Annotated in this window: 8 protein-coding genes, 22 tRNA genes, 3 rRNA genes and 2 pseudogenes; 3 read left to right on the plus strand and 32 right to left on the minus strand. The window is 42.3% G+C overall.

Going from position 1 to position 19,100, the window contains the following annotated elements; translation table 11 throughout:
- Window positions 1-482: 482 nt before the first annotated feature.
- The 28 genes from MKZ02_RS22850 to MKZ02_RS22985 form a co-directional block, all read right to left on the minus strand.
- Window positions 483-2,444 carry an LTA synthase family protein gene (locus MKZ02_RS22850; RefSeq protein ID WP_120038464.1) on the minus strand — a complete coding sequence of 654 codons (1,962 nt, stop codon included), beginning with the start codon at window positions 2,442-2,444 and terminating at the stop codon, window positions 483-485.
- A gap of 435 nt (window positions 2,445-2,879) precedes the next feature.
- Complete coding sequence (locus MKZ02_RS22855) at window positions 2,880-3,314, minus strand: hypothetical protein (protein ID WP_340856762.1); 435 nt, start codon at window positions 3,312-3,314, stop codon at window positions 2,880-2,882.
- Between the two features lie 828 nt (window positions 3,315-4,142).
- Window positions 4,143-4,230, minus strand: a tRNA-Ser gene (locus MKZ02_RS22860).
- A 13-nt stretch (window positions 4,231-4,243) separates the two neighbouring features.
- A tRNA-Asn gene (locus MKZ02_RS22865) sits at window positions 4,244-4,315 on the minus strand.
- A gap of 6 nt (window positions 4,316-4,321) precedes the next feature.
- Window positions 4,322-4,395, minus strand: a tRNA-Ile gene (locus MKZ02_RS22870).
- Window positions 4,396-4,406: 11 nt separating this feature from the next.
- Window positions 4,407-4,480 (minus strand) — tRNA-Gly (locus MKZ02_RS22875).
- Between the two features lie 9 nt (window positions 4,481-4,489).
- Window positions 4,490-4,564 (minus strand) — tRNA-Gln (locus tag MKZ02_RS22880).
- A 16-nt stretch (window positions 4,565-4,580) separates the two neighbouring features.
- Window positions 4,581-4,656: transfer RNA gene (locus MKZ02_RS22885), tRNA-His, on the minus strand.
- 9 nt (window positions 4,657-4,665) lie between these two features.
- A tRNA-Tyr gene (locus tag MKZ02_RS22890) sits at window positions 4,666-4,750 on the minus strand.
- Between the two features lie 37 nt (window positions 4,751-4,787).
- Window positions 4,788-4,863, minus strand: a tRNA-Phe gene (locus MKZ02_RS22895).
- A 51-nt stretch (window positions 4,864-4,914) separates the two neighbouring features.
- Window positions 4,915-4,991 (minus strand) — tRNA-Asp (locus MKZ02_RS22900).
- A gap of 3 nt (window positions 4,992-4,994) precedes the next feature.
- Window positions 4,995-5,068: transfer RNA gene (locus tag MKZ02_RS22905), tRNA-Met, on the minus strand.
- A 23-nt stretch (window positions 5,069-5,091) separates the two neighbouring features.
- Window positions 5,092-5,184 (minus strand) — tRNA-Ser (locus MKZ02_RS22910).
- Window positions 5,185-5,187: 3 nt separating this feature from the next.
- A tRNA-Met gene (locus MKZ02_RS22915) sits at window positions 5,188-5,261 on the minus strand.
- Window positions 5,262-5,280: 19 nt separating this feature from the next.
- Window positions 5,281-5,353: transfer RNA gene (locus MKZ02_RS22920), tRNA-Ala, on the minus strand.
- Between the two features lie 25 nt (window positions 5,354-5,378).
- A tRNA-Pro gene (locus MKZ02_RS22925) sits at window positions 5,379-5,455 on the minus strand.
- Between the two features lie 14 nt (window positions 5,456-5,469).
- Window positions 5,470-5,546 (minus strand) — tRNA-Arg (locus MKZ02_RS22930).
- A gap of 13 nt (window positions 5,547-5,559) precedes the next feature.
- Window positions 5,560-5,648: transfer RNA gene (locus MKZ02_RS22935), tRNA-Leu, on the minus strand.
- 6 nt (window positions 5,649-5,654) lie between these two features.
- Window positions 5,655-5,729, minus strand: a tRNA-Gly gene (locus MKZ02_RS22940).
- 54 nt (window positions 5,730-5,783) lie between these two features.
- Window positions 5,784-5,865, minus strand: a tRNA-Leu gene (locus MKZ02_RS22945).
- Between the two features lie 7 nt (window positions 5,866-5,872).
- A tRNA-Lys gene (locus MKZ02_RS22950) sits at window positions 5,873-5,948 on the minus strand.
- A gap of 25 nt (window positions 5,949-5,973) precedes the next feature.
- A tRNA-Thr gene (locus tag MKZ02_RS22955) sits at window positions 5,974-6,049 on the minus strand.
- A 20-nt stretch (window positions 6,050-6,069) separates the two neighbouring features.
- A tRNA-Val gene (locus tag MKZ02_RS22960) sits at window positions 6,070-6,142 on the minus strand.
- Window positions 6,143-6,145: 3 nt separating this feature from the next.
- Window positions 6,146-6,220, minus strand: a tRNA-Glu gene (locus MKZ02_RS22965).
- A gap of 49 nt (window positions 6,221-6,269) precedes the next feature.
- Window positions 6,270-6,385, minus strand: a 5S ribosomal RNA gene (gene rrf / locus MKZ02_RS22970).
- Between the two features lie 102 nt (window positions 6,386-6,487).
- Window positions 6,488-9,419 (minus strand): 23S ribosomal RNA (locus tag MKZ02_RS22975).
- A 205-nt stretch (window positions 9,420-9,624) separates the two neighbouring features.
- Window positions 9,625-11,178 (minus strand): 16S ribosomal RNA (locus MKZ02_RS22980).
- Together the 16S, 23S and 5S rRNA genes with 22 tRNA genes alongside form the textbook arrangement of a ribosomal RNA operon.
- A gap of 465 nt (window positions 11,179-11,643) precedes the next feature.
- Window positions 11,644-13,029: a sigma-54 interaction domain-containing protein gene (locus MKZ02_RS22985; protein ID WP_340856763.1), complete on the minus strand. Its 1,386-nt coding sequence runs from the start codon at window positions 13,027-13,029 to the stop codon at window positions 11,644-11,646.
- Between the two features lie 202 nt (window positions 13,030-13,231).
- Here MKZ02_RS22985 and MKZ02_RS22990 point away from each other — a divergent pair, with 202 nt between their 5' ends.
- The 3 genes and pseudogenes from MKZ02_RS22990 to MKZ02_RS23000 all read left to right on the plus strand — a co-directional run.
- On the plus strand, window positions 13,232-14,221 hold the full coding sequence (locus tag MKZ02_RS22990; RefSeq protein WP_340856764.1) for a proline racemase family protein: 990 nt from the start codon (window positions 13,232-13,234) through the stop codon (window positions 14,219-14,221).
- Between the two features lie 195 nt (window positions 14,222-14,416).
- On the plus strand, window positions 14,417-15,778 hold the full coding sequence (gene brnQ, locus MKZ02_RS22995) for a branched-chain amino acid transport system II carrier protein (RefSeq protein ID WP_340856765.1): 1,362 nt from the start codon (window positions 14,417-14,419) through the stop codon (window positions 15,776-15,778).
- A 343-nt stretch (window positions 15,779-16,121) separates the two neighbouring features.
- Window positions 16,122-16,343, plus strand: a pseudogene (locus MKZ02_RS23000) (recombinase family protein); the annotation flags it as partial.
- A 658-nt stretch (window positions 16,344-17,001) separates the two neighbouring features.
- On the opposite strand, the gene MKZ02_RS23005 reads toward MKZ02_RS23000, so the two are convergent.
- From MKZ02_RS23005 to MKZ02_RS23020, 4 genes and pseudogenes are all read right to left on the minus strand, one after another.
- Window positions 17,002-17,325 carry a hypothetical protein gene (locus MKZ02_RS23005; RefSeq protein ID WP_340856767.1) on the minus strand — a complete coding sequence of 108 codons (324 nt, stop codon included), beginning with the start codon at window positions 17,323-17,325 and terminating at the stop codon, window positions 17,002-17,004.
- A 528-nt stretch (window positions 17,326-17,853) separates the two neighbouring features.
- Window positions 17,854-17,928: pseudogene (locus tag MKZ02_RS23010) on the minus strand (DUF2200 domain-containing protein); the annotation flags it as partial.
- A 152-nt stretch (window positions 17,929-18,080) separates the two neighbouring features.
- Window positions 18,081-18,449, minus strand: a complete 369-nt coding sequence (locus MKZ02_RS23015) for a DUF2294 domain-containing protein (RefSeq protein ID WP_120038583.1) — start codon at window positions 18,447-18,449, stop codon at window positions 18,081-18,083.
- A gap of 106 nt (window positions 18,450-18,555) precedes the next feature.
- Window positions 18,556-19,074 carry a carbonic anhydrase gene (locus MKZ02_RS23020; protein ID WP_340856768.1) on the minus strand — a complete coding sequence of 173 codons (519 nt, stop codon included), beginning with the start codon at window positions 19,072-19,074 and terminating at the stop codon, window positions 18,556-18,558.
- Window positions 19,075-19,100 lie beyond the last annotated feature (26 nt).

Below are 19,100 nucleotides of genomic sequence, written 5' to 3' on the forward strand. Positions count from 1 at the left end.
CAAAAACTGCAACATTACCGAACTCTGTTAGACCATAAATTATAAACCCTAAACCTTGAGCAAATATCCCCTAATAACGAAGCTATTACAAATAATACACAGATTAGTATGATCTGCATCTTTATCTTTACCTATACCACCCCCAACATGCCATATCTTGAAAGATAGTGCTAAAAAATAGCCCAATTAGAACCATTACAAAGAAAAAACATTTTGAAATACCATTAAGGCTCGTATTCTCTCGCTTTCGTGGGGAATAGCAGAACAACTATGTACGATTAAACAAATTTGTTAATAACTGTTATTTAATTAAACTACCCCGTTAGTGGCAGAAGAATTTTTAAACAACTAGGTTATTTTTTAAATGACTTTATTATCTCTGCACAAGATGAAGAAAAAACACTTACACGAACAGAAACCCCCGGACAAAGGAACTTTTAACCTTCCAGTGTTCGGGGGGCAGCTCATTGATATATCTCTGTCTACTTCTCTTCCTTATTTATTTCTAACTCTCCGGTATTGGTATAGTCGTATTCCGACCTGTCTACGGGTGTAAAGTTTGGCGGTGAATAAAATCTAAGCAAATCACCATTTACAACTCGGTCTGAAAGCTCTAGTTTGTACTCCGCCTCTTGCTGAAGTTCCTTAGCTTTTGAAAGCCGGGCTTCTTCTAATTTTTCTCCTGTAGATGAATTGTAAAACTTGCCGTTAATGGACGTAACGGCCGGACTAACGAAGTCGCCATTACGGAATGGGACCAGCGAATCGTGCTTATCGGATAATATATCTGTGCCGAATTGAATATATTCCTTTGAATCAATTCCAAGTAGATGGAGAAGTGTTGGAAGCAGATCAATTTGTCCGCTGTATTCGTGGTTGACTCCCCCTTGGATGCCAGGTGCGTGAATGAATAAAGGTACTCTTTGTAATCCCGTACTTTCAAAAGGGGTTATCTCTTTTCCTAACACCTGCTTCATCGCCTTATTATGATTTTCAGAAATGCCATAATGATCGCCGTACATAACGATCACCGTGTTATCATACAAGCCTGATTCTTTTAGAGCCGTAAAGAATTGCCTTAACGCTTCATCTGCATATCGGGCCGTTTGAAAATAACGGTCAACAGATTTATCACCGGTTGTATGAGGCGCAATCGTTGTCTCCTCATCCGCTATCGTAAACGGATAATGATGACTTACTGTGATAAATTTCGTGTAAAATGGCTGCGGCAATGATTTTAACAAAGGCATTGACTGCTCAAAAAATGGCTTGTCCATTAAGCCGTAATCCGCTAAATCTTTCGGATTCATTTCATAGTAGCTGGAATCAAAAAATCGATCGTAACCAAGTGATTTATAAATCTCGTTACGGTTCCAAAAGCTTCCCGAATTTCCATGGAATACAGCCGAAGTATAATCATACCGATCTAAAATAGCTGGAGCTGCCTGATATGTGTTTAACCCTTTGGTAGTAAAGGCTGCCCCTTGCGGCAGACCGTATAAAGAGTTTTCAATCATAAATTCTGCATCCGCCGTTTTTCCTTGGGCTGTTTGGTGGAAAAAGTTATCAAAATAAAGGGTGTTTTTATCCCTTGTTAACGAATTTAAAAATGGTGTCACTTCTTCCCCGTGTAATTTATAATCAATTAAAAAGTTTTGAATGGACTCAAGGTGCAAATAGACGACATTCATGCCTTTAGCTGCACCGAAGTATTTCGGATTTGGTTCTGCATAATTTGTTTTTACATAATTGTTCACTTCTGTGATGTCATCACTATCTGCCAGTACCCTTTGTGCAGAGGCCCTTGTGCTTTGAACAGCATCGTAAATGGTGTAATTATACATCCCTAAATACTTTACGATATATTTACGATCAAATCCCCTTGTCAATAATTCAGGGCGATCGGCCTCTGCTAATGCTAAGTTAACACCTGAAATTCCCATACCTAACAATAGGACTGTGCTTGCTTTCAAGCGATTCGTATCTTTCATTTCGATCTTCACAAACTTCAAGGCCAGCAGTCCTGCCAAAAGGACAAGATCAATGAAAAATAAAAAGTCATATGGTTTTAAAAGATACACTATACTTGTGCTTACATCGCCTAAGTTTTCCGTTTGGGTTAACGTCGGCAACGTGACAAAGTCATTGAATGACCGGTAATACAAAACATTAGCAAACACCAGGATGGACAAGAGTGTATCTATGATTAATAGGGCTATATACTTTCTTCTTCCTTTAAAAAAGAACGCCAACCCTAAAAACAGTAAAGACGAGCCTAAAGGGTTCAGAAACAGCAGAAACTTCTGTACAGAATTATCTATTCCTAATTCAAATTGTGTTAATTGGACAACATAGGTTTTCACCCATAGAAGAACGGCTGCTATAATAAAAAAGCCAATAAATTTGTTCGAAAATCCTTGCACCTTTTGAAACACATTATTCATTCTTGTAAACCTACTTTCTAGCAAACTTCTTTTCTAAAACTATTAATCTAGTGGTACTTTCTTTGGACTATCTAAAGTTGAGATTCTTGACTTTAAGCAAAGTGATGAAGGTCTATCACTTCTCTACCGTACACTGTTTATATGTCCGCCGTGTGTCCAAGTGAACAAATTAAGCAAGATGCTACTAATAACCTAGAGGTCCAATACTGCACTCCTGTCAGTACGGAAGATTATGACAATGCGGAGGAGCATATGGCACGTACAGAATGAATGGCAAAGAACATACTTCCCCTCTTCTTTATAGGACGACACTAAGTAACCCCTCCTTTATTATGAGGAGGGGTGTTATCAGAATGGATCTGGCAATAATATAATCGTGTGAACAAATTACTTGATCCCTTCACTGCCGCTTGTTTCGGCTTCAATCACTCAAAGCTATTCCAATGAAATTTCCTGGTTCTGTTTATTAAAGAAATGGAAACCTGCATATGTTTCTTCTTTTATTTCTTTAGGCAATTTAGTAGCCATAATAAAATATGGCTCATGAGGCACTTTAATTTTATAATCAAACGAAACATTTTGTAATTCCACTTTTATAGAAGCGACCTTATCATTATTAATCCGCCCCATAACTACTCCATACTGACCTTCACTTGTTTCAATTCCTTCATAAGCTAAGCCACTGTTGATAGTACCACTGTAAAGAATACGAAGATTTCTATTGAGGCCTTCTTCTAAAATAGCCTTATGTAAGTTCGAATCAACTTTGTAAAGAGCAACATGTATACTCGATTCTCCCAGATGTACGGCTTGTACCAATGTAAGTTTCACATTAGAACGGCCAGAAGTTTGGTTTTCCCACTTTGCCAAATACGCTTGGATGTCGTCGTTATTATTTTTAATAGGGTATCTCATCATGTAAGACATGATTGAAATAAGTACGGCTGCTAACATAACAATAATAATTAAAGCTTTTTGTTTAGAAATTACAATCCCCTCTTTGATTAATATAAGCTCCGTTATTGGTATAGGAAAGGACCTTCATTAGAAGATCCTTTTTGCTGCTTATTCACTTAAAGCGTTCATTTACCGATTATAAAATCCTTAAGGCAGCTGCCTTTTCTCAGAAAGTAAAGTTTTGAAAAAGTGAAATAGTAATAATTAATGTTGATAAAGTACCGAAAGATGTTAGAGTAATGATTTTCCGGTTATTCTGCTCTTTTAAAGGTTTAATGAGTTCATAAATCGCTGCAATCCATATAAATGCGAATACTATGCTAATAATGATTATGGACATATTTCACATACCCTTTCTCATAGTTTTTTATAGCTTAGCATTAAAGTGATTGTTCCACAACTCAGCTCTTTAGATGGATAAAACCTCTAAGCATTAAGTAAATCACCCGTACACTCTTAGTAACAACTTTTTTGCCTTTATGCCGTCATTTGAAAATGGCGCTGGCCGGATGATCACCGGTTTAATAGTTTTTTACAGGCTTAATTGTGGAAAAATCAAGAAAAAAATCTTCCATAAATGTAATGACAAAACATACAAAGAAACGAGAGCTCTTGCATGTTTTTACTTGCCTTAGCGCTTCAAATTTCCGCTTCGGAGATTATAAACTTATAGATGTAAAAAACACCCTTATTCTTCCCATAGAAGAATAAGGGTGTTTTGGAAGAAAACTATATGTATGACGGAGAAGGAGGGATTTGAACCCTCGCGCCGCTTACGCGACCTACACCCTTAGCAGGGGCGCCTCTTCAGCCTCTTGAGTACTTCCCCAGAAAAATAAAAACTCCGCAGGCAAGATTCGAACTTGCGACCGATCGGTTAACAGCCGATTGCTCTACCACTGAGCTACTGCGGAATAAAGTGGGCCTGAATGGACTCGAACCACCGACCTCACGCTTATCAGGCGTGCGCTCTAACCAGCTGAGCTACAGGCCCATTTATGCAAATGGAGCGGGTGATGAGAATCGAACTCACGACATCAGCTTGGAAGGCTGAGGTTTTACCATTAAACTACACCCGCATTAAAAACTGGCTGGGCTAGCTGGATTCGAACCAGCGCATGACGGAGTCAAAGTCCGTTGCCTTACCGCTTGGCTATAGCCCATTAATAATAATATGTATGGGGCGATCGATGGGAATCGAACCCACGAGTGTCGGAGCCACAATCCGATGCGTTAACCACTTCGCCACGACCGCCATTCTCACTGGTGGAGGGGGACGGATTCGAACCGCCGAACCCGGAGGGAGCGGATTTACAGTCCGCCGCGTTTAGCCACTTCGCTACCCCTCCATCTGAAATAGAGATAGTTTTTTAGACAATGAAAAAATGGTGGCTCAGGACGGAATCGAACCGCCGACACATGGATTTTCAGTCCATTGCTCTACCGACTGAGCTACTGAGCCACACAAAAATATTATATATCAACAGCAAGACACTCCTTGCTGGAAGAAATATGGCGGTCCGGACGGGACTCGAACCCGCGACCTCCTGCGTGACAGGCAGGCATTCTAACCAACTGAACTACCGGACCAGATTGCGGGGACAGGATTTGAACCTGCGACCTTCGGGTTATGAGCCCGACGAGCTACCGGACTGCTCCACCCCGCGACGATAACATATAAAAATAATTATGGCGGAGGAAGAGGGATTCGAACCCCCGCGCGGTTTAACCCGCCTGTCGGTTTTCAAGACCGATCCCTTCAGCCAGACTTGGGTATTCCTCCATATAGCGGCGGAGGGGATCGAACCCCCGACCTTGCGGGTATGAACCGCACGCTCTAGCCAGCTGAGCTACACCGCCAAACTAAATATAAAATCAATGGAGCCTAGCGGGATCGAACCGCTGACCTCCTGCGTGCAAAGCAGGCGCTCTCCCAGCTGAGCTAAGGCCCCACGTTACAATATTTAGAGCAATAACTGGTCGGGAAGACAGGATTCGAACCTGCGACCCCTTGGTCCCAAACCAAGTGCTCTACCAAGCTGAGCTACTTCCCGTAAAAACGGTTAAATGGCGCGCCCGAGAGGAGTCGAACCCCTAACCTTTTGATCCGTAGTCAAACGCTCTATCCAATTGAGCTACGGGCGCATTGCTTTATAAATGGTGCCGAGGACCGGAATCGAACCGGTACGGTAGTCACCTACCGCAGGATTTTAAGTCCTGTGCGTCTGCCAGTTCCGCCACCCCGGCATGATATGGAGCGGAAGACGGGATTCGAACCCGCGACCCCCACCTTGGCAAGGTGGTGTTCTACCACTGAACTACTTCCGCATTTCCGCAGAATGTTCTGCCTTTTCACTAAAAAAGATTTAAGAGAAAAAACGATGCGGGTGAAGGGAGTCGAACCCCCACGCCTTGCGGCGCCAGATCCTAAGTCTGGTGCGTCTGCCAATTCCGCCACACCCGCATATAAATGGTGAGCCATGAAGGACTCGAACCTTCGACCCTCTGATTAAAAGTCAGATGCTCTACCAACTGAGCTAATGGCTCGTTCTGAAAAAAGTTGAAAGGGAAATGGTGCCGGCAAGAGGACTTGAACCCCCAACCTACTGATTACAAGTCAGTTGCTCTACCAATTGAGCTACACCGGCTTACTAGGTAAAGGCAAAAATGGAGGATGACGGGATCGAACCGCCGACCCCCTGCTTGTAAGGCAGGTGCTCTCCCAGCTGAGCTAATCCTCCAAATGGTGACCCCTACGGGATTCGAACCCGTGTTACCGCCGTGAAAGGGCGGTGTCTTAACCGCTTGACCAAGGGGCCTTCTATGTATGTAAAGGAAACCAAAAGAAAAACCCCGATTAGGGGGCTTGCCTGGCAGCGTCCTACTCTCACAGGGGGAATCCCCCAACTACCATCGGCGCTGAAGAGCTTAACTTCCGTGTTCGGGATGGGAACGGGTGTGACCTCTTCGCTATCGCCACCAGACTGTATAAAGTTGAAAGAGTTTGTTCTTTCAAAACTGGATAATATGTGTCAGTAACCGGCAACTCCGTGCCATTTCATGTGTGACGCCGTTAGGCGTATCATTAGGATAAGTCCTCGATCGATTAGTATTCGTCAGCTCCACGTGTCGCCACGCTTCCACCTCGAACCTATCTACCTGATCATCTTTCAGGGATCTTACTAGCTTGCGCTATGGGAAATCTCATCTTGAGGGGGGCTTCATGCTTAGATGCTTTCAGCACTTATCCCGTCCGCACATAGCTACCCAGCGATGCCTTTGGCAAGACAACTGGTACACCAGCGGTGCGTCCATCCCGGTCCTCTCGTACTAAGGACAGCTCCTCTCAAATTTCCTGCGCCCGCGACGGATAGGGACCGAACTGTCTCACGACGTTCTGAACCCAGCTCGCGTACCGCTTTAATGGGCGAACAGCCCAACCCTTGGGACCGACTACAGCCCCAGGATGCGATGAGCCGACATCGAGGTGCCAAACCTCCCCGTCGATGTGGACTCTTGGGGGAGATAAGCCTGTTATCCCCGGGGTAGCTTTTATCCGTTGAGCGATGGCCCTTCCATGCGGAACCACCGGATCACTAAGCCCGACTTTCGTCCCTGCTCGACTTGTAGGTCTCGCAGTCAAGCTCCCTTGTGCCTTTACACTCTGCGAATGATTTCCAACCATTCTGAGGGAACCTTTGGGCGCCTCCGTTACTCTTTAGGAGGCGACCGCCCCAGTCAAACTGCCCGCCTGACACTGTCTCCCACCCGGATCACGGGTGCGGGTTAGAAGTTCAACACAGCCAGGGTAGTATCCCACCGACGCCTCCACCGAAGCTGGCGCTCCGGTTTCAAAGGCTCCTACCTATCCTGTACAAGCTGTGCCGAAATTCAATATCAGGCTGCAGTAAAGCTCCACGGGGTCTTTCCGTCCTGTCGCGGGTAACCTGCATCTTCACAGGTACTATAATTTCACCGAGTCTCTCGTTGAGACAGTGCCCAGATCGTTACGCCTTTCGTGCGGGTCGGAACTTACCCGACAAGGAATTTCGCTACCTTAGGACCGTTATAGTTACGGCCGCCGTTTACTGGGGCTTCAATTCAGAGCTTCGCGTGAGCTAACCCCTCCTCTTAACCTTCCAGCACCGGGCAGGCGTCAGCCCCTATACTTCGCCTTACGGCTTCGCAGAGACCTGTGTTTTTGCTAAACAGTCGCCTGGGCCTATTCACTGCGGCTCCTCAGGGCTATGCACCCCAAAGAGCACCCCTTCTCCCGAAGTTACGGGGTCATTTTGCCGAGTTCCTTAACGAGAGTTCACTCGCTCACCTTAGGATTCTCTCCTCGCCTACCTGTGTCGGTTTGCGGTACGGGCACCTTTCACCTCGCTAGAGGCTTTTCTTGGCAGTGTGGAATCAGGAACTTCGGTACTAAACTTCCCTCGCCGTCACAGCTCCGCCTTGATGGTGATGGGATTTGCCTCATCACCGGCCTAACTGCTTGGACGCACAACCAACTGTGCGCTTGCCCTATCCTCCTGCGTCCCCCCATTGCTCAAATGGTGAAGAGGTGGTACAGGAATATCAACCTGTTGTCCATCGCCTACGCCTATCGGCCTCGGCTTAGGTCCCGACTAACCCTGAGAGGACGAGCCTTCCTCAGGAAACCTTAGGCATTCGGTGGAAGGGATTCTCACCCTTCTTTCGCTACTCATACCGGCATTCTCACTTCTAAGCGCTCCACAAGTCCTTCCGGTCTTGCTTCACCGCCCTTAGAACGCTCTCCTACCACGGACACCACAAGGTGTCCATCCACAGCTTCGGTGATACGTTTAGCCCCGGTACATTTTCGGCGCAGAGTCACTCGACCAGTGAGCTATTACGCACTCTTTAAATGGTGGCTGCTTCTAAGCCAACATCCTGGTTGTCTAAGCAACTCCACATCCTTTTCCACTTAACGTATACTTGGGGACCTTAGCTGGTGGTCTGGGCTGTTTCCCTCTTGACTACGGATCTTATCACTCGCAGTCTGACTCCCAAGGATAAGTCTTTGGCATTCGGAGTTTGTCTGAATTCGGTAACCCGAGGGGGGCCCCTAGTCCAAACAGTGCTCTACCTCCAAGACTCTTCCCTTGAGGCTAGCCCTAAAGCTATTTCGGAGAGAACCAGCTATCTCCAGGTTCGATTGGAATTTCACCGCTACCCACACCTCATCCCCGCACTTTTCAACGTGCGTGGGTTCGGGCCTCCAGTAAGTGTTACCTTACCTTCACCCTGGACATGGGTAGATCACCTGGTTTCGGGTCTGCGACCTCATACTCATGCGCCCTATTCAGACTCGCTTTCGCTGCGGCTCCGCCTTTACGGCTTAACCTCGCATGAAATCGCAACTCGCCGGTTCATTCTACAAAAGGCACGCCATCACCCATTAACGGGCTCTGACTACTTGTAGGCACACGGTTTCAGGTTCTCTTTCACTCCCCTTCCGGGGTGCTTTTCACCTTTCCCTCACGGTACTGGTTCACTATCGGTCACTAGGGAGTATTTAGCCTTGGGAGATGGTCCTCCCGGATTCCGACGGAATTTCACGTGTTCCGCCGTACTCAGGATCCACTCTGGAGAGAACGATGTTTCGGCTACAGGATTGTTACCTTCTCTGATGGGCCTTTCCAGACCTCTTCGCCTACACCGTTCTTTTGTAACTCCGTATAGAGTGTCCTACAACCCCAGAAGGCAAGCCTTCTGGTTTGGGCTGTTCCCGTTTCGCTCGCCGCTACTCAGGGAATCGCGTTTGCTTTCTCTTCCTCCAGGTACTTAGATGTTTCAGTTCCCCGGGTGTGCCTTCTCCTACCCTATGGATTCAGGTAGGGATACTGTTCCATTACGAACAGTGGGTTTCCCCATTCGGAAATCTCCGGATTAACGCTTACTTACAGCTCCCCGGAGCATATCGGAGTTAGTCCCGTCCTTCTTCGGCTCCTAGTGCCAAGGCATCCACCGTGCGCCCTTTCTAACTTAACCTAAAATGGCGATTACTCGGTTATTGCTTGGTTACTTTTATACGATATTATCCAGTTTTCAAAGAACAAGATTGCTTACCTATAGAGAAGGAATTCATCCTTCAAAACTGAACAAAAAACAATGCCGTTAATTCGCTTGTGAGAACAGCGTTCTCTGTTGCTACTACGTGCGGCTAAAAGCCTGGCACGGTTCACAATTTCCTTAGAAAGGAGGTGATCCAGCCGCACCTTCCGATACGGCTACCTTGTTACGACTTCACCCCAATCATCTGCCCCACCTTAGGCGGCTGGCTCCCGTAAGGGTTACCCCACCGACTTCGGGTGTTGCAAACTCTCGTGGTGTGACGGGCGGTGTGTACAAGGCCCGGGAACGTATTCACCGCGGCATGCTGATCCGCGATTACTAGCGATTCCGGCTTCATGCAGGCGAGTTGCAGCCTGCAATCCGAACTGAGAATGGTTTTATGGGATTGGCTAAACCTTGCGGTCTTGCAGCCCTTTGTACCATCCATTGTAGCACGTGTGTAGCCCAGGTCATAAGGGGCATGATGATTTGACGTCATCCCCACCTTCCTCCGGTTTGTCACCGGCAGTCACCTTAGAGTGCCCAACTGAATGCTGGCAACTAAGATCAAGGGTTGCGCTCGTTGCGGGACTTAACCCAACATCTCACGACACGAGCTGACGACAACCATGCACCACCTGTCACCGCTGTCCCCGAAGGGAAAGATCTGTCTCCAGACCGGTCAGCGGGATGTCAAGACCTGGTAAGGTTCTTCGCGTTGCTTCGAATTAAACCACATGCTCCACCGCTTGTGCGGGCCCCCGTCAATTCCTTTGAGTTTCAGCCTTGCGGCCGTACTCCCCAGGCGGAGTGCTTAATGCGTTAGCTGCAGCACTGAAGGGCGGAAACCCTCCAACACTTAGCACTCATCGTTTACGGCGTGGACTACCAGGGTATCTAATCCTGTTCGCTCCCCACGCTTTCGCGCCTCAGCGTCAGTTACAGACCAGAGAGCCGCCTTCGCCACTGGTGTTCCTCCACATCTCTACGCATTTCACCGCTACACGTGGAATTCCGCTCTCCTCTTCTGCACTCAAGCCTCCCAGTTTCCAATGACCCTCCACGGTTGAGCCGTGGGCTTTCACATCAGACTTAAGAAGCCGCCTGCGCGCGCTTTACGCCCAATAATTCCGGACAACGCTTGCCACCTACGTATTACCGCGGCTGCTGGCACGTAGTTAGCCGTGGCTTTCTGGTCAGGTACCGTCAAGGTACCAACAGTTACTTTGGTACTTGTTCTTCCCTGACAACAGAGCTTTACGATCCGAAAACCTTCTTCACTCACGCGGCGTTGCTCCGTCAGACTTTCGTCCATTGCGGAAGATTCCCTACTGCTGCCTCCCGTAGGAGTCTGGGCCGTGTCTCAGTCCCAGTGTGGCCGATCACCCTCTCAGGTCGGCTACGCATCGTCGCCTTGGTGAGCCGTTACCTCACCAACTAGCTAATGCGCCGCGGGTCCATCTGTAAGTGACAGCTAAAAGCCGCCTTTCCATTCTTCTTCATGCGAAGAAAAAGAATATCCGGTATTAGCCCCGGTTTCCCGGAGTTATCCCAGTCTTACAGGCAGGTTACCCACGTGTTACTCACCCGTCCGCCGCTAACTTGAACAGAGCAAGCTCCGTCAAGTCCGCTCGACTTGCATGTATTAGGCACGCCGCCAGCGTTCGTCCTGAGCCAGGATCAAACTCTCCAAAAAGATTGTTTGACTTGCTCATAATTTAAAAATAAGAATTAACTTACTGGCATGTATTTTGTTCAGTTTTCAAAGATCAATTTGTTTTGTTGCCGTTATCAACGACAACTATATTATAATAACATATTACAATATTGGTGTCAACATTTTTTTATAAAATGTTTTTTAAAAACGCCTTCTTTTAACGGCGGAAAACCAATATACCATGCGATTAATAAATAAGTCAATAAGTTTTTTAGAAAAAATAGAAAGTAATTAAGTTCTACAGCAATGACAGATAGTTGCACATAGATAAAAAACAAAAAATCCTCCATTCAAAGAGGATTCATCGTTCAAATTTCACTCGTTCCATAAATTTAACGCCCGCTGTTTGCGAAGCTTTATAGCGTAATAAATGGGTAAGATAAGCATCCAAGTTAAACTGCTCTCTATTAATAAAGTTGATCAACGTTAATTCCTTTGTTTCTATTACCCCTTTATATTATATGCTTTTATTTTATTGTATAGAGTGACCCGGGAGATTCCTAGTTTTTTAGCTGTCGCACTTTTGTTTCCATAAGTTTCAGCAAGAACTTCCTCTATTCTTTCCTTTTCTAAAAGGGCTTTCTCTTGAAAGAGGCTGTCACTCTCTGCTTCGTTCGGCAGTTCTCTTTTTATATCCACTGGAAAAATAGGGGCAATGTCTTCTGCAGTTATGGTCGCTTCATCAGTGAAGATAATCATTCTTTCCACCACATTTTTAAGTTCTCTGATGTTGCCGGGCCATTGATAGTTCATGAACATTTGCAGAGCGCTCTTCGAAAGATTTGGTTCTTCTTTCTGATACTTTATAGCGTACTCTTGTATAAAACTTTTGACTAAGGTCGGAATGTCTTCAATGCGCTCCCGAAGTGAAGGGATTTTCAAGGTTACTACATTTAGCCGATAATATAAATCCTCGCGAAATGTTCCTTGCTTAACCATTTCCTTTAAATCACTGTTAGTGGCCGCCACAATTCGGATATCAACCTTTATCGATTTATTTCCACCGACTCGACAAACCTCTCTTTCTTGTAATACCCTCAACAGTTTTACTTGCATGTCAAGAGGTAGCATGCCGATTTCATCTAGAAATAAAGTCCCTCCGTCTGCCATTTCCACTTTCCCTGCTTTACCATCCTTATACGCACCTGTAAAGGATCCTTTTTCATAGCCGAAAAACTCACTTTCAAATAACGCTTCAGGAATAGCCCCACAGTTAATCGGGATGAAGGGTTGATCTTTTCTTAAGCTAGCTTCATGAATGCCTTGTGAAAATAATTCTTTACCAACACCACTTTCTCCTTGAATCAAAACCGTTGCGTCAGTTTTCGCCACCTTGAGGGCCAACTCCTTCGTTTGCCTTATAGCCATACTATTCCCTTTAATCTCAGATAAAGGACCGATTTGTCCTTGTAAATTGTACTGCTGCTTTAATTTTTGCAATTGTGTAGTCGTTAATGCTAACTTCTCATTCAACTTTACGACATTTGTAATATCTTGATCTATAGAGATAGCTCCGATTAACTTCCCTTCTCCATTAAAAATAGGAGCTGAACTAATCATTACATGTTTATCTGGACGGGGCTGATGATAGGCATTGAAAACGGGCTTTTTGGTTTCTAGTATCTCTAACACTTTTAAATCTTCTTTTTTAAAGAACTCACTAATTCTCTTATTTTTAATTTTTTTCAGCGGGATACTATAGATTAACTCGGCCTGCTTATTCCAATATTCCACTTCTCCCGATGAGTTCACTATCGTAACTGCGTCTGGGCTCATCTCAATTAGCGATCTTAAATAATGGATTGAATGTTCAAGTGGAATTTTGCTCATGATATAGCCCCCTTAGTGTAAGTTTACAAAGTAGTTATCCAACATAATTTTACACTTTTGTAAACTTATTAAACAATTTTATTTTACTTAATAACAAAATTAATAGCAATGCGCCTACTGTACGCAATAATCAAGTTGGCACGCTAATTGCTTATATAACTATATAAACGTTTATATACATTTTTCGGGAGGTTACGAACAGATGGTAGAATTAAAAGACTTCAACTTCATTGAAACAATTGATGCCCATGCCATGGGAGAGGCCGCTAGAATCGTGGTTAGAGGTATGCCGGAAATCCAAGGCCAGACGATGATGGAAAAGAAACAGCATGTGCAAGCGGAGATGGATAACATCCGCAAGCTTCTTATGCATGAACCAAGAGGACACTTAAATATGTTTGGGGCTATTTTAACTCAACCTTGTCACCCCGAATGCGATCTTGGTGTGTTGTTTATGGACAGCGGCGGTTACCTGAATATGTGTGGTCACGGAACCATTGCTTCTATTACAGTGGCTATTAATACCGGTCTTATCGAAAAAAAGGAGAAGATTTTTCTAGACACGCCTTCTGGAGTAGTTGAATGTTATGTCACATATGAAAATTCCAAAGTGAAAGAGGTCTCTTTTATAAATGTACCTGCCTTCTTATTGGAGAAGGATATCAAAATTTTAATAAAGAATGCGGGTTGGATAACGGTAGACATCGCTTTTGGAGGAAGCTTTTTTGCGATAGTGGATGCCGAGCAGTTCAATTTAAAATTGAATATTGAGGAGCAGGACAAAATAGCTGCCCTTGGTACAACGATTAGAGAAGCCGCCAATCAGCAACTAACGATCAAACATCCTGAGATACCGGAAATCAATACAGTTGATCTAGTCGAATTTAGTTTACAATTAGGTAAAAATCATTATAAAAATACTGTTGTTTTTGGAGATGGACAAATCGACCGGTCTCCCTGCGGAACTGGAACATGCGCGAAACTCTCTACACTAAACTTAAAGCCGGGTGAACAAATCATTCAAGAAAGTATTATTGATTCTCAATTTAAAGGAACAGTAGTGGATTATACAAAAGTCGGAAATTATAAAGCTATCATTCCTAAAATTACTGGGTCTGCATGGATAACCGGGTTCCATAAATTTTCACTGGAAGCCACTGATCCTTACACGGAAGGATTTTTATTGAAATAACGTGACGCCATAAGAAACAAATGTGCATTTTTTGAAAACGCACAATACGATTATTTAGACAAAGAAAAGGAGAATGGCTAATGCGCCATTCTACCTTAAGAATCAAACAAAGGCACAACAACACCCAATTGAAAGCGCTATCTTTATTGAAAAATGAATGATCAACTCTAGCCCAACAAGGAAAGGAGAAAAATAATGGAAAACAAATTACCATTCTCACAAATACTTGCCATTGGTTTAATGCTTTTCGCTATGTTTTTAGGTGCAGGAAACGTTATCTTTGCTCCCATGGTTGGCCAACAGGCCGGTTCAAATACATGGATTGCAATGGGGGGATTTTTAATAACAGGAGTTGGATTAGTTCTATTGGCTATCATCGCTTTAACTCGCGGCGGCGGAACAATTGAGAAATTGGCGGAGAGAGTTCATCCAACCTTTTCCATCGTGTTTTCAGTCTTATTATTCTTAACTCTTGGACCCATCTATGTTATTCCACGAACCACATCCGTCGTATATGAAATTGCTATTAACCCGTTAACAGGTGCTGCATCGAACACAAATCTATATCTGCTTATTTTTTCAGTTCTATTCATCGCTCTAACAATCTTGCTTTCCTGGAATACAACGAAATTTGTTGATCGCCTGGGGAAAGTTATTACCCCCATTTTCGTCGTATTATTAATCATGTTAATTGGAAAATCAATAATTACGCCAATGGGAAGCATTAAACAACCTCAAACAGAATACTTAAATGACGCTTTCTTAAAAGGATTCACTCAAGGCTATTACACAATGGATGTGCTTGCAGCTTTCGTATTTGGTGGTATTTTCATTAAATCCATTAGTTCGTTAGGAATCAAATCCGAAAAAGCTGTCTCAAGCTTATTTATTAAAGCTGGTATCATCACAATTATTGGATTAATCGCTCTTCAAGTTTCCATGGCTTGGATTGGCGCCTCAAGCGTAGAATCTATTGGATTGAAAACCAATGGAGGAGAAGTCTTAGCACAAAGCGCCATTACTTTATTTGGTGAATACGGCATCTACATGATCGGAACCATCATCCTCTTAACAGGGATTACAACCAATGTAGCTTGTTTAGCAGCCGTCTCCGAATATTTCGAAAAAATCATTCCTTCCGTCTCTTATAAGAAATGGGTCATAGTCTTTTCTATATTGGGACTAGTGATTACAAACTTTGGCTTGAACACGATTTTAACTTTAGCCTCTCCAGTTTTATTATTGCTTTATCCTTTGGCTATTGCTCTGATTGGTTTAATCTTTACGAATAACCTATTCAATGGTCATCGATCTGTTTATATTGGGACAACTATTGGAACCGGAATGGTTGCAATCTTAGATGCAATCAAAGAAGCAGGACTCGCACCAGAAACAATAAATGCCTCCTTTGGCTTCATTCCTTTATTTGAAAACGGTGCCGGCTGGATTATTACCGGTTTAATAGGGTTCTTTGTAGGATTAATCATAGCAAAATCAAGAAACGAACCTTCCACCTTGATTACTATGACTGGCCAGGAAATACACAAGGCTCAATAAAGACTTAAATTCTTCTTCAAGAGTAGCGACATAAAAATCCGGATTTACGATGCTAAGGAATTTACAATAGTAAAAAGTCCAATTTCTTAATTTTAATAATGAGAATTGGACTTTTTATCATGAAGAATCTCTATAGAGTCAACAGGAAAGAGAACACTTTAAACTTACCAAATTATAAGCTTATATACTCGTTTTCGTTTTTTCTAAAAACCATGGTTTTTGAGAGATACCAAATTGATAATTAAATATCCTCAAAATTTAAGGATATTCATATCAAAATCTATATTTCTAAAAGGGATGTTTTTGATAGAAAAAAAGAAAATGACTTAAAGGGGAACGTTCTATGATAATTGGGTACGCAAGGGTTAGTACAATTGATCAGTCACTGGATTTACAATTAGACGCCTTGAATGAATTTAGTTGTGATGAAATTTTCAAAGAGAAAGTATCGGGCGCAAAAGACGAGCGAGAAGAATTAAAACAGGCACTGAGAATGCTACGTACCGGAGACAAGTTTGTAGTTTATAAATTAGATCGTCTGGTCAGATCCACAAAACGCCTAATGATAACTAGATTAATTAATCATCAACAAGTTTTAAAATAGCAAAGGCTCTTCATACGTTTTTAGTCTTTCTTTAACCCAAATCAGAACATCTTCCGTCATTCTTAAGCATAGTTGAGCGTCCTTTAATTCCGTCTTTTCAGGATACAGTTTCCCATCAATCTTAGGAGCCTCTGTACTATGTGCACCTAAGTCACAAGTAAAAGAATATAATTGATATACGAGGTTGTATCTTGGGAAATTAAACCTTTTGTCATTCTCAAACTCAAACTTATCATTTGTACTACCTTGGGGAATCTTATTTGGGGCTTTAACATTTTCAACATAGGCGTCTGTACTATCTCCCCTGCTTTCCATCGATGATGCAATTTTTTAAATTCTTCTGTTTTCTGAGTCTTCGGACGGCTAAAATGTAAAAAGACGATAAAGTAATTTAAAAAGCCAAACAAGCATACCCCCGTCCTGAATTTAGGATGGGGTAAAAATATAGTTGTTTAATTTTGATATAAGATACTTCACTATACTAAAAAATATGGTAATAGATTCGTTTAAAAAAATATAAGGTTTATTCAAAAAATAGCGCCCGTTTGTTGAAGGTCGTTATTCAACTAAAGCCCGAGTAAGCTAAAGTACAAATCTTCACACACTCTTTTCTAAATTTTTAATTCTTTTTTCTAATTTCTTCTTTTGACACAATACACCAACCGTTTACTTTAAGTCTCTCTATATAAGTCTCTATCTCGATTTCTTCCCTTTCTAACTCAAGGGGGGATAGTGAAACCCAGCATTCATTTAAAGCATAATTCATTGTAACCTTAACAACTTCATATCCATTATGAAATCCTGGATGGAATCCTGGATCATCTAAAATATCCCCTTTTACAGGACGAGTGTTAGATTCAAATGTTTTTATAACTATTTCTCCGATATTGTTTTCTTTTTGTTCTTTTATGGATGATATAAAAATCATTAAATTTATTTTCATCATAATCTCCTTCTTTACCTTAAATTGATTAATTCAGTTCTCTCTCTCCACAATACTACAAAATAGTGATATTATCCCTAATCCGCTTCGTTAGTTCAATAAGAATTATACTACTTTATTATCTCTGAACGTCAAAGCGATGCTTACTAATTGAAGTAAAAAGCAGCCAAAACTGTGTAGTAATCTTAGCTGCTTTATAGAATGTCCCCAAAGTATGATGTGAGAACGTTTTTTAGTTCTACTCCAAAATATGGCCTGATTGCGGAACAAGAAAAAACCCTGCATTTCAATACAGGATTTTTGATCAAACTTTTTTAAAAATAATTAAACTTCATTATAAACGATCAGACTTTTTTATAAATGATCGAACTTTATTTCAAAGCCACATTACAAAAGATCTGAGCCTTTTCCCCTCAGTTGCTTACGCATACTAAAAATGATTTTTGTGTAAAAGTGTACTTTTACGCACGGGTAGAATCAAAAAATCCCCCTTACAGCAATCAAGTTCGATCATTTTCGTGATCTTATTTCGTTGTCTGTCTGTTTTTCCAATTGCGCTTCTAACTCTTCCTGGCTATTCCCTGTCAACCAGCGGATGATTTTCTACCCCGTTAACAAGGTCATTTATATATTAAAACATTAGAATAACCAATGTATTTCAGCCCTTAACTTTGCTCGAATCGTTATCGCAGGCATTATGATATGTATTGTTTACTAAAATAGTATAACCCTCAAGGTGACACCCCTGTATTTCTTTACATTAAAATTTTTTTCTCGAGATCATTAAACAATCTAAATATCATTACTCGCTCACCTGTACGTGAGCTTATATCAGTATGAAAGCTTTTTACTTTTTCTCCGGTAATAGTTAGTATAATATCCTTGAGATCTTCTATACCTGATTCAACTAATTCCGAACGGGTTTTCTTTATAGTTAACAGTCCTTCTTTTGTTTCACAAACGGTATATTCAGCTGGTGTTAAAATGCCTTGTAAATTCACAATTATCATATCCCGTAATATATCTGTTTTAACAGATACAGATCCACGCCCAAGAAAGTCCTTTTCCCATTGAGTAATTGCCTTACTTATCTCAGATTCATAAGAACCTTTGGATGTTTTCATAAATTTCACATCTCCTACAGAACAAAAAATTATTTTTTATTTCACTAGCTATTCCTAGAGGGAGACCAAGATCCTCCCTCCTCCACCCCAAGATACTAAATGATGATTAGGTAAGCGTTGACGCTGTTTTATTAATAGGAACCTCAGCAATTGAGAACTTTTCATCTTTAGTATTAACTATTAAACCTCGAACTTTAACATATGACGGCACTAATGGATGATGATGAATCGTATTCACACAGTTTTCGATATTGTCACTACCATTTTCTTTTCCATTTAGCCACTCATTAACTGTACCACCCGGATATTCAGGTCTGCTATTTTGAAAAAGATAATCCAATGTTTGTATTTTGTCTTTCATTGAATCAAGTTGAGTAAGTGCATTAACCGAGGCAGTCTCCCTATCTTTTGTCCCTACAACAAAAATCTCCTCAACATTTTCCTGATAAATAGCAATAATAACCGACCTCATTATATCTCCATAAGGATTGGAAATGACAGGACCATAGCATTGTATAGTCAGCATGTTTTCTGGCCGAATATTAGTCACTTCTTGTAAAATAGGCTCCAACTCGTTTTCCATGTCCGTTAAAAATAATGCTTTTTGGTTTTTATCTAAATTCATATAATACACCCCTTCTCTATGCTTAT

Origin of the sequence: Pseudobacillus sp. FSL P4-0506 (genome assembly GCF_038003025.1) — a bacterium.
In the GTDB taxonomy this organism is placed as follows: Bacteria; Bacillota; Bacilli; order Bacillales; family Domibacillaceae; genus Pseudobacillus.